Source organism: Hyphomicrobium sp., from assembly GCF_036833075.1.
Classification (GTDB): Bacteria; Pseudomonadota; Alphaproteobacteria; order Rhizobiales; family Hyphomicrobiaceae; genus Hyphomicrobium_C.
In genome coordinates this window covers 1-11,422 of record NZ_DAITQL010000110.1, presented here as the reverse complement: position 1 = coordinate 11,422, position 11,422 = coordinate 1, and the positions used below count along the sequence as shown (strand labels likewise).

Annotated in this window: 9 protein-coding genes; all 9 read right to left on the bottom strand. The window is 61.9% G+C overall.

Annotated features, from left to right (window positions below; genetic code table 11):
* Positions 1-113: 113 nt before the first annotated feature.
* Entirely contained in the window at positions 114-1,187 is a 1,074-nt protein-coding gene (gene dinB / locus V7082_RS19875; protein WP_334151277.1) for a DNA polymerase IV, read from the bottom strand.
* A 331-nt stretch (positions 1,188-1,518) separates the two neighbouring features.
* Positions 1,519-1,953, bottom strand: a complete 435-nt coding sequence (locus tag V7082_RS19870; protein ID WP_334151275.1) for a DUF6527 family protein — start codon at positions 1,951-1,953, stop codon at positions 1,519-1,521.
* Positions 1,950-3,182 carry a ThiF family adenylyltransferase gene (locus tag V7082_RS19865; RefSeq protein WP_334151274.1) on the bottom strand — a complete coding sequence of 411 codons (1,233 nt, stop codon included), beginning with the start codon at positions 3,180-3,182 and terminating at the stop codon, positions 1,950-1,952. The genes V7082_RS19870 and V7082_RS19865 overlap by 4 nt, the downstream gene beginning before the upstream one ends.
* Positions 3,097-3,849 (bottom strand): multiubiquitin domain-containing protein, encoded by a 753-nt coding sequence (locus V7082_RS19860; RefSeq protein ID WP_334151272.1) that lies wholly within the window; start codon positions 3,847-3,849, stop codon positions 3,097-3,099. The genes V7082_RS19865 and V7082_RS19860 overlap by 86 nt, the downstream gene beginning before the upstream one ends.
* Before the next feature lie 82 nt (positions 3,850-3,931).
* On the bottom strand, positions 3,932-7,330 hold the full coding sequence (locus V7082_RS19855; protein ID WP_334151271.1) for an ATP-dependent helicase: 3,399 nt from the start codon (positions 7,328-7,330) through the stop codon (positions 3,932-3,934).
* A gap of 1 nt (position 7,331) precedes the next feature.
* Entirely contained in the window at positions 7,332-7,910 is a 579-nt protein-coding gene (locus V7082_RS19850) for a hypothetical protein (protein ID WP_334151269.1), read from the bottom strand.
* A complete protein-coding gene (locus V7082_RS19845; RefSeq protein ID WP_334151268.1) occupies positions 7,907-8,764 on the bottom strand; it encodes an RNA polymerase sigma factor in 858 nt (285 codons plus the stop codon). The genes V7082_RS19850 and V7082_RS19845 overlap by 4 nt, the downstream gene beginning before the upstream one ends.
* A gap of 5 nt (positions 8,765-8,769) precedes the next feature.
* Positions 8,770-9,720 (bottom strand): ParB/RepB/Spo0J family partition protein, encoded by a 951-nt coding sequence (locus V7082_RS19840; RefSeq protein ID WP_334151266.1) that lies wholly within the window; start codon positions 9,718-9,720, stop codon positions 8,770-8,772.
* Positions 9,717-11,105, bottom strand: a complete 1,389-nt coding sequence (locus V7082_RS19835) for a DUF2130 domain-containing protein (protein ID WP_334151265.1) — start codon at positions 11,103-11,105, stop codon at positions 9,717-9,719. Before V7082_RS19835 ends, V7082_RS19840 begins: the two co-directional genes overlap by 4 nt.
* Positions 11,106-11,422: the final 317 nt, after the last annotated feature.

Sequence of the window (11,422 nt, the reverse complement as noted above, 5' to 3'; positions counted from 1 at the left end):
AACGGGCCACGCGGTAGGGCCGACCGCGGCCCTCTTGGCCGCGGGGCGCCCAACAGCAGCGGATGAAAAATCTGCGATCATTGGCGATACCCCCGCTGATCCTTGCTGTATGCTCACTCTTCGGGAAGCAATTCCAGCTCAAGCTGCGGTATGGCTTGGTCCTCGCTCGTCAGCTTGGAGACCGATACCCCGACCAGCCGCACGCCCACCGTCACCGGATACACCGTGCGGACCAATGCCACGCTGAGCTCCCGTAGCTTGGCTTGCGTCGTAACTGGCGATGAAACCGTCCGGCTGCGCGTGATCAGCCGGAAATCCGCATACTTCACCTTTACCGTGACCGTCTGTCCGTAGGTGGCCGTCTTCTCGCACCATGTCCACACGTCGTCGGCCATATCGCAGATACCAGCCTCGAGGTCGGCCGCAGCAAACAGGTCGTCCGAGAAGGTGGTCTCGCTGCCGGAGGATTTCCGTTCCCGGTTCGGCACCACTGCCCGGTTATCCTCGCCACGGGCAATGCCGTAGTACCAGGCCCCTGACTTGCCGAAGTGCTCCTCCAGGAACGCGAGCGTCTGCCGCTTGAGATCGGCGCCGGTATGGATGCCGAGCGCCTTCATCTTCTCGGCCGTCACCGGCCCGACGCCATGAAACCGTTCCACCGGCAGGTCCTCCACGAACCCCGGACCTTGGTTCGGCGTCACCACGAACTGACCGTTCGGCTTCTTCTGGTCGGAGGCCAGCTTGGCGAGAAACTTGTTGTAGGACACGCCCGCCGAGGCCGTGAGACCTGTCTGCTCCAGAATACGCGCGCGGATGTCGGCTGCGGTTTCCGACGCCGTCGGAATGCCGCGCAGGTTCTCGGTCACGTCCAGGTAGGCTTCGTCCAAGGACAACGGCTCCACCAGCGGCGTGTACGCGTGGAAGATCTCTCGGATCTCGTTCGACACCGCCCGGTAAACGTCGAACCGCGGCGGAACGAACAGGAGCTCCGGGCACTTGCGTAGCGCCGTGGCGGACGGCATGGCCGAGCGAACGCCGAAATCCCGCGCTTCATAGCTGGCCGCCGCCACGACGCCGCGCTTGGCGGCGGAGCCGACCGCTACCGGCTTTCCGCGCAGCTCGGGATTGTCCCGCTGCTCGATGGACGCATAGAAGGCGTCCATGTCGATGTGGATGATCTTGCGCACGAATGCATCCAACTACACAATTCGCGGATGCGCCACCTCTCGTGTCCGCTCTGTCCTACGGGCGGAAGTCGACGCTCGAGGGGTATCGGCCTCAAGACGTGAACTCCCACTCTTCCGCTTTGGGCACAGAAGCTGTTACCGAGATCTTACGCCGGCTTTCCCAAAGACAGCGGGCGGTAATACCGATTCCGGCCTCTTTGGGGACGCTCTTGGAGCGCGACGCTGGCGTCAGTCGTCGACCTTCGCGGACTTCACCAAATTCTTGGCGTGCTCCGTGGGCGTCGCGTAGAAAGTGCACGGAACAAGGCGATGTAGGGCCTATTGTAGGCGGTCAGCGAGATAGCCAATCTGAGATCCAACGCCAGAAGCTTTGTGTCGGCTTGCTGGTGGGAGGGGGTGCAGGGACGTTACCGATCGGCGAATGCCCGTAAAACCGCTCTTTGGCGCCACGATCACGACGGCGCTCGGCTGCGACTTGCTCGTCGCTCCAAGGAGCTGCTTCGATAACCCTGCCTCGTTCAATCACGTAATGTGAGCGGCACTTTAGCGTCCAATTGCCGATCGACGGGCGAAGGGAGATGGTCTCGCCGTCGAAGGTCATTTTCCAGTCCGTCGGAGTGAAAGGAGCGACCACCTCCTCGCCGCATCCGCAGCAGCAGCTATGGGCTGACGTTGCATACTCCATCGAAACGTAGAGGATGCCTGCTTCAAGGCGGTCAGGGATATTTTCAACGAAACGATGTTCGAGCCGCTTGTGCCGTATCACTCGAGGTCTCCGTTGATCAGGATGTTGCCATCGGTCGTATAGGTACAGTGGTGCTCGGCCTCCAGATCGCGGTAGAAGCCGCGGATCTTCTTCCACTTCACTACAGCAAGGACGGCGTTCAGGGCATTGAGGTCCGCGACCTGGATGTTCGACGCGTAGATGTCTTGCTCGCCGCCGCCGACGAACGAGATGCGCTGGCTGATGTGGTCGCGCTTTCTCGGTGTGCTGGCAGTCACCCGCAAGATTCCGCCGAGCGATCCCTCGTCCAGCTCGAGACCCATTCCGACATCAACGAAGGAGGCACCGCTCGCCTCAAGCTTCTCCACGATTAACCGCTTCGCTTCACCTGCGTCGAGCGAGAGGAACGCAAATGTGACGCCGTCGAGAAGATGGACGGTATCAGCGCCGAGCGCCACGTCGTGCGCGACGATGTTTCGGTGCATTCGGCTGTAGATGCCCTTTAGGTAATCGACCTTTTTTGGGGCTTCGCGCAATTCTTCGAGACTTGGCGCCCCCGGGGCGCGGAAGGCGTTGTGCGTCAGGAACTCGTCGCTATCGAATAGCCGGATTTCGCGTACTGGCGTCTTGGCGACGAAATCGAGAATATAGCCGCCAGTCCCGCCGACGCCGATGATGGCGACCCTCTCGTTGGCAAGCAACTGGGTCAGAGCGCCGATCCCGACGCGGTCGGAAGCGGTTTCAAGGTAATTGAACACGCTCTTTTCCTCCTCTTCCGGCGTCCGGAAGGTGCGCGGCGTCAAGCCGGGCTTCAGCACTGCGGCCGGACCCGAGATGATGTTCGCGTAGCTCGTCATCTTGTGGTGGTAGTTGGTGTAGCCACCCTCCGGCTTGCTTGAGAAGCTGTGTGTCGCCTTTAGGCCGTGGCCTAGATCGAATGCGCCGTTTGCATGCGAGATGCCTTGTATCGGCGCACCGTCCGCATGACAGGGGAACTCGCCGTCCCAGTGCACGACGTGCGTGTCGGGCGTACGCGTTTCATCTCCTGCCAAAGTCAGGGTGGAGATGAGGGTGCCGATGCGCACCTCGCGGTGCGCATCGACGTAGGGAACCTCGCGCATGACGAGATGCCCGCCCTGCTGCTGGACGAAATAGCCTTCGTCGCGCAGGCGCTTGAGGTCGTTATTACGACTGAACAGTGCGTGTGACATTGAACACCGTCCCCTTCTTCTTGACGTCAACCGAGCCGCCGGCCCCGAGTTCACCCGCATGCGGCGTCGAAGCCGCGTGCCGGTATGTCATCGAGAAGACGACGTTCGTGTCGTGCTGGCCCGGAAAGGCGAGCTGGACAATCTGCTCGAACGTGACGGTCTGGGCCTCGACCGTGCGCGGCCGCGCGTTCACGACGATCTCAAATGTCACGGGCCGCTCCGGCGCCGTGATGAACCGCTCGATCCCGGGCTCGCTCAGGTCGATCAGTTCGCTCTTCTCGATCAGCCGGTCTTCGCCGCCGGGGACCTCGAGGAAAATGGCTTCGCCCTCCCCGGGGTTGGCGAGGCCGTAGAGCACCGCGCCGCTGATGACGGGCTTGCCCCAACGCAGCTCGTTGCCGTTTAGCGTGAGCTTGAAGTCGCGGTCCGTCATGAACGCGACGAACCGTTCGGCGCCGCGCTCGCGCAGATCGAAAGGTTCATCAAGCCGGACGTCCTCGAAGCTGCCCGAGGGCAGGATCGCGAACAGGCTGTAGCCCTTGCGCGGGTCCAGTCCGGCAGCGTCAAGCAGTTGACGGCCGAGCGGCACGGGGTCACTGACCTGGCGGGAGGCGAAGTTGAGATCGCCCTGCGCGAGGAGGAAACGGTAGGCTCGCGCCGGACGCAACGACCGGCCTTCACGCACGGCGTCGCCGACATCGTCGTATTCAAGCAGTTCTGTATTCATTGGATTGAGTCCCCTTAGATTTTCCGGGTCGAAACCCCGGCTCTAAAGGTTCAATCGGAAGCAGATCCGCTAACCGGTAAGATCAGGCGAAGATTTTCTGGAGGGGACCTTCCGGGGTCGGCCCGCAAATGAAGAAGGCGGGGCAGTTCGGACAAGTCCTCGGCGAGATATCGGACGGGAAACGCCCTGCTCGGATATCTGCAAGGAACTTCCCGAGCTTGTCTTTCCGGCCCGTCAGCTGCCGCTCAGACAGGCCGAGCGGATGGGTCTCGCGGTCGGAGAGATGGACAAGCTCAGCGACGGCGCCGGGAAATGCCTGCCTGACCGCCAGCATCAATGCGGCTGCGCCGACGTCATCGCTCTCGTCCGAGCGCATATGGCCCGTGCGGATCCTGCGGACGGCGCGCACGCCGTCAGGCCGGACAAGGATCTCGTCAGGACGGACGATGATCTCTTCGCCGCCGAAATTGAGGCTGAGGGCGACCGGCGCTTCGGCGACCGATCCAGCGCGAGTGTCCAGGAAGAAGCGCAGCATCGCCAACGCCAGGTCGCGGAACTCCGCACGATAGCCGTGATCGCCGAGGCCCTCGCCAGCAAGAGCAGCATCAGTCCTGTCCTCCAGTTCCCGATCGGACAAGGGACTTTCTGCTGCAATGACCTCCCCCACGACCACCCGAACGGCTTCGTGCAGATGCATGAAAGCCGTTGCTGCACGCCGCCCTCCAACCTGCAGGACGTGGGTGTAGAAGAAACGGCGCGGGCAGGACTCATAAAGAGCGATTTGCGGCGCCCCGAGCCGCAAGGGACCTTCGACGATCAGTTCGATGTCCCGGTCTTCCCCTGCGATGGGCAGCGATCTCGTCGGCACGACAGCTCGGCGTGTCAGCGTGGACCCCAGCCGGTCAAGAAACGGCGACAGCGGTCGATTGCGGCCATTCTTCGCCTCGGTTGGCGCATAGAGGATAAGACGATGACGCGCGCGCGACAGCGCGACGTAGAAAAGGCACTCCTGCTCTTCTTCATGTCCAGCCACATAAGCCTGCTGCGCGCCCCCGTCAGCACCCTCGATCATTCCATCAGGTGCCGGGCAAGGCGGCGTCGGTGCCGGCCGCGGGATCGTGTCTTTGTTGAGCCCCGGAATGTGGACCGCGCCGAACTCCAGACCTTTCGCGCCGTGAATGGTCATAAGCCGCACGGCATCGAGATGTTGCGCAGCCGCCGGCAGCTGACGCAGGTCCCGATCATCGCCAAGGCGGACAAGTCTGCGCACGCGGTCCAGGACGCGCGCGATAGGAAGTCCCCGGCCCGATGGTTGCACCCGCAGAAAGTTCAGAAACTGCCAGATGGCGATGCTGCGGGTGCGGTCGGCGAGATTTGCGGAAGTTCCAAGTCTTGCGGCGATGCGCGTGCGATCGAGCAGCAGCGTCGCAAGGACCGTCCACGGAGAGGCGGTCTGGTCGAAGCCATCAAGAGCTTTTGCAAGAGATGCGAGCTTCTCAAGGCCAGTATCGCTGACACCCGGGATCGAATTTACATTTCGAAGCCAGAGGCCCGGGGCTTGGTCCGTCGCCCGCAAGTAGTCCAGGACAGCCGCTACGTCTGAGAAAGAGATCTTGAAGTCGGGCCAGCACGCGACACGCACCAGGCCCATGGCACGGCGATCGACAAGGATTGCCAGCAATGACGCGAGATCCTTGATCTCATCGCGTTCGAACAGACTGCCGAGGAACAGGACTGGGAGCCCGAGCCGCTCGAGGTTGCGCCCGATTGTTGAAAGCTTTTCATTCCCGGTGCAGAGGATCGCCTGATCCCGATAGGCGTAGCCTTCGCTTCTGAGCTCTTCGATCGCGTCCGCCAGGGCGACCTGCTGCTGCTCATTTCTCTGAGCGGTGCGCAGTTCGGGCTTTATCCCCTTACTCGCTCGTTCCGCTTCGAGACCGCTGTCCGCGTCGCCCGCGCGCATGCCCACGGCGAAGCCGGAGAAACTCGACACGATCTCGGGCACCGATCGATAGTTGCGTTTGAGGCGACCGCGCTTGCCGCCGGGAAAATCCTCTTTCCCGTACCGGGTCATGTTGAACGACGACGCGCCACGGAAGCGATAAATCGACTGTTTCGCGTCGCCGACCATCCAGAGGTTCTGTCCGGTTGGCCGTAGCGCCTTAAGCAATCGGACGCTGCTGCGGTTCACATCCTGATACTCGTCGACCAGGACATGGTCATACTGGGCCTGAAGTGTCTCTCGAATGGCAGTCTCGCTTTCGAGCAGCTTGACTGGGAGCGACACGAGATCGCCGAAGTCTACGCAATGCGCCATGCGCTTGAGTTCCTCGTATGCGGCGTAGACGCGAGCGACCTCTCCGGCGCGCGCGGCTGCCTTGCGCTCCTCGGAGTCTTCAGCCTTCGCGAGCATGGCGGCGGAGAGCTCTGCGTAGCGTTCCGCGTCGACGACTTCGTCCTTAGCCCGCGAAACTGCGGCCAGCATATCGGCGATGATCTGGGTCGGGTCGTAGAGATTGCGGTAGTGCACGAGACGCAGGCGCGGGAATTCCTCCTCCAGGAGTTCGACCGCCTCGGTACGATCCATCATTCTCGGATCTTTGGACAAGCCGAGTTCTGCGTGAAAGCGCCGGATGATGTCGAGACCGAAGGCGTGGAACGTGCCTATCCACATTGCGGCTGCAGCCTCAGGCCGCTTGCGGGCGATGCGCTCGGCCATCTCGCCGGCTGCCTTGTTGGAGAATGTCAGCAAGAGGATGCGACGCGGATCGACTCCCTCGTCGAGAAGTCCTTCGACCCGTGCGATCAGCGTCTGCGTCTTGCCGGTGCCCGGACCTGCTTCGAGCAGATAGGCTTCGCCGCGATGTGCGGCAGCAACGGCTTGTAGCGAATTCAGCGGACGCTCCGCTGGAGGTGCTTCCGTTACCGGAGGCACTGGAGGGAGTAACAGAGCATCGAGCAGTTGCTGCGCGACGGCGTCGAACGGGGCGCCAAGCTTCTCTGCAATGGCGGTGGCCGTGAGACCGTTGTCGTCGTGCAGCGCTCGCACGACATTGCGGGGAAGCAGCATTTCGCGCGCGAACAGATCCATCTGGACTTCGCGGCGCTGCCTGCGCCCGTAGTCGACCACCCGATCCATTCCAACCGGTGATGGCTCGGCTGCGCGGGACGGATCGATTGTTGGTGCCGGCTCTACGTCGGAATCACCTAGCTCGGCATGCCCGATCTCGTGCGCCACGAGGAAGGCCCGCTCGAACAAAGTGCCCGTATTCTCGTGAAGGATGAGTTTGTCTGCTGCGATGAGCGTTGCGCGGCCGCCGTTCAGCACAGCGGCGCCGGCAGCCGTGGGTTCGACATCGATGCCGCGCCGTTTGGCTTCCGCGACAGCGAACTCGTAGGGCGACCACGGATCGGCTCCGGATGCGACGAGACGCGCGTGAAGCCCGGCAGCGATTTGCCTAGCAAGCTCCACGCTGTCCATATCAGTCTGCCTCGGCCAGCAAAGAGGCGCGCTTCTCAGCCGGTACGCCCGCTTCGATCAGCGCTTGCTCGAAAGTGACTTGATCACCAATGGAAGGTTTGCCGTCCGCCTTATAGCTGCGCGCTCCGGCGAGTTGATCCGCACTCCAGAACGCCTCCAACTGGTCGATCGAGCTTCTCGTGGCGTCTGCAAACTGCTTTAGGAATCGTACCGGAATGCTCGCGAGCGCGATCCGTTTCTCGCGCAACGCGGTTACCACCTGACGGGGGACATCCAGTTCGGAGGCGACAGCACGCCAGTCGTCGACTGTCAAAGATGCCAAGGGGGCGGCCGTCGTCGTCGAGACGGCCGCCTTATGCTGCCCCCAGGCCGCGTCGATCAATGATTGATCGGCGGGCGAAAGCGGCTCCATGTCGTTCACTCCGGCGCGGCTGAGTTCGCGGGAGAGGTCTATGAGTTCCCCAGCATATTCTGGGTAAAGCTCGAGATAGCGCTGCAAGGTCGCCCGGCCATGCTCGCTCTCGACTGCGAACGCGTCGAGCACAGACTCGCAGGATGGACGTGCGTTGTCAGCGCTCATTGCCCGTCTCCCTCCGTCATAGCGGAGCGAAGGGCAGCGAAGGCTTTGTCGCGATAGGTCCGGATTGTCTTTTCTGACCGGCCCAACGCCTTCGCGATGGTCATGACGCCGGGCTCTTTGGAGTCAATGGGGAAGCCTTGTCTGAGCATTTCGATGATCCTGCTTTGTTCTGTTGGTAGAGCCTCAATCGCTGCGTCGAGGCGCGACCGGTAGGCCGGATCGTCGAATTCTGAAGCGGCAAATGGGTCGTGGACTCCCGCAGCCGCTTCGACTTCAGGAGACAACTCACCGCTTTCTTCATCATATTCGAGGGGCTTGGAGCGGTTCTCGTCGCGCCAGGCCTGCGTCTGCGCATCGCGCCTCAGGTTTGCCAACGCGTTATCGAAACGGATCTCGAAAAAGTCGAGCTTGTCGATGTAGCCGGCTCGATCTGCAGCCAGAAGTTCAGTGAACCTTGCAAAAACCTTGTCCCGCACGACTCCGCGCGTCAGTGCCTCGGTCTTGCCGTCCGGGTGTTCGGCCCTCGGAAGGCTGCGCAGAATCCGCTCTGCCAGAATCCGGTAGAGACGCTCGAACCACCGCTCGTTGTTGTCGGCGCGGCTCGCACGCACGAAGTAGAGGAGGCATTCGCTGGGGACGTAGCCGGGGTCGGAGCGCTTCTTGATCTCGGCCCTGGCAACGAGCTCGTCGCGCGGCAGGACCGCAAGGTCGGCGATCAGCGCCTCAATCTCCGGAGCACGTTCGTAAGGCACGCCGTTAAGGCTGCGTTTGCGCAGCGGGGACACGGCTGCGGCGCCGGAACTGGGCGCTTCGGGCTTCTGCGCTATGTCGACACTTTCCGGCGCTGAGCTCATTGCATTTATTTTTCCTTTAAAAGGTTCTGTCGCAGGCTCCGCAGCAGTGCTTCGGCGTCCTCAATCTTCTTGAGAAGATCGGGATCTCCCTTCATGTCCTCGAGCGCCATCCAGGGCAGCTGCTTCATCGAATGAACGGTCGCATCGAGATTGGAGACGAAGTCGGGATCGCGCTTCTTGTCGTGCGGGGCGACGCGCATCATCGCCGTCTCGAGGTCGCCATCACTTGACATGAAGTTCTCCCTGGCCACCGGGTCGACGAGGATGGTTCGAAGCTTCCGCAGATCCTTTGAGTTTGTGATGCGTTGGCGATTGACCTTATCGACTACGGCGTCTACGACGCTCGGTGTAAGCAGCTTCTTGTTGACGCCGAGCAGCTCGCGCGCCCAGCTGATGCCGGCGCCGTTCTCCCGCAAATGTTCGAAACGCTCGGAGAGCTCGAATACTTCGACCAGCTTGTCGAGTTCGCGGATCGAGATGCCGAGGATGCTGGCGGCGCTCGCCCGGCCCATGAACTCGACTAGGCGGTAGGCCACCATTTCCTTCTCGCGGGCATCCCATTCCTTGCGCTGGCGGTGGATGTAGATCCAGACGCGCAGACGCTCCTCGTCAGTCAGCGTCCGGTCGGTGACTTCTACGGGGATCTTCCGGTATTGATCACGCCCCTGCTCAACCAGGAGCTTCGAATTGGTCCACCTGCGTTCGCCGTCAATGATCCGGAACTTACCGGGAATATCGGGATGGGGTTCGACAAGGAGCGGCTCGAAAATGCCGTCGTTGGCCTCGATCTGCCGCTGCAGCTCCTCGTCTTCCTTGGAGCCGCCTCGCGGCTGACGCTCGTTCGGCACGAGGTCGTCGATATCGAACTTTGCACGGTAGGTTCTCAGGACCGTCGGGCCAAGTCGCCGGTCCTGAATCCCGACGACCTTGGCGCCTTTGGGTTCCGGGTTAGTCATGACGTGCTCGCCGCGGCTGTACCGATGATGCGGGCCACCTCTTCATCGAGCTGAGCGCAGTTGCGGATGATGCCGCGGAAAAGTTCGCCTTGCTTCTTCCAGGTGTTCTCGTGTGACTTCTTTTCGGCCACCTGAAGCGCCTCGAGTTGGGCGGTGGTGGTGTTGATGGCGGAAAGAAACTGGCCGAAGCGATCGGAAGTCATGAAGGCGTAGAGCTCCTCGGTCTTCGAGGCACGCTCCTCGTTGCTGACCTTGAGGCAGTGCACCTGGAGCACCTGCTGGCGCAGGATCATGGCGATCACAACCGCACGGGCCGGGTTCGCCAGGATGACGCCGTCGGTGATGTGGAGCTGCTTGCGGTCCTTCGGGAAGACGTGCGTCGCGAGCACCGCGTGCTCGGCCTTCGCGGCGATCTGATCCTGACGGAGCTTGGTCACGAACTCGTTGCGCCACTGCTTGTGATTTTTGGAGTCGTAGACGATGGTGCCGCAGACCGCGCCGTTGTGGCGGACTTTGTGGATAATGTCCGCGCCGGGCTTGCCGCGCCCGACACGCTGAATGTCGTCGTTCGGGAACTCGGCCTTCAGGACCTCATAGAGGTCGACTTCAGCGCCCTCGCCGAGTTCCTCCGTCGACTTGTTCTGAAGCTTGCGCTGCAGGTCGGCGACCATCTCTTCCAGCTTCAGCTTCTCCTCGAAGTTCTTGGCCCGCTCGGCGTTGACCGCTTCCGCGTTCGCTTTCTCCATGGCTTCGCGGACCTCGGCGGTCCGGGCCTTGATGGTCTCCTCCTGCGAGGTCTGCAACGCCAACATCTTCTTTTCGGTCTCGGCCTTCTGCGCTTCGACTTCGGCTGCCTTCGCTTCTGCGGCTGCCTTGGCCTCCCTGGCTTCGGAAAGCGTAGCGCTCATTTCGGTGACCGCCGTAGCACGTCCCTCCAGGCGGACGGCCTCCTCCTTCTTAGCGAAGTCAGCGGTCAGCTTCTCGACAGTCTGGGCCAAAGCCTCTTTGGACTGACCGAGCTCGGCCTCAAGATTGGCCTGCCGCTCTCCGGCCGCCTTTACGGCGGCGGCGGCGTCTGCGATCTGCTTTTCGAAGCTCGCGACCGCCCGTGCCTCGCCGTCTTTCCGGGCTGCTTCCTCACGGGCGACGAACTGGGCCTTGGCTGCCTCGAGGGCGGCCTCGCCCTGCGCGCGGACAGACTGGACCTCGGCGTTCACCCGCGCATCGGCTTCGGCCCGCAGCTGACGGTCCCTTGCCTGGATGCGCTTGTTGACGTCTTCAAGCCGGTCGTTTGGGATTGTCTGCTCGCAAAGCGGACAAAGATCACCATCGATGTGGACGTGGGGCTTGGATTGCAGGGCGGATGACGAATGAAGACCGGCCATCGGAATCTCCTGGGTGAATTTGGGACCTAATATAGCCCAACAGGTCCTAAATGTCAAGCGGGGCCTTACCCATGTGCCCATGGCGGCTAACTATATAGAAAATATGCCTGATTCCGTTCGGCAATCGGATAATGCTCCGTGATTCACTTGCACTCTCCCCTTGCGAATGGTCAGAAATGTTCTTAGATTTCTGACACTGGAGGCGAGAGCGTGCTGAGACTGGCGGAACAGATTCTAGAACAGGTGGCGGGGCTGCCGGAGGGCGCCTCGGTGTCCGCCAAGGAGCTGCTGCACTTGGGCACCCGGGCCGCAGTGGA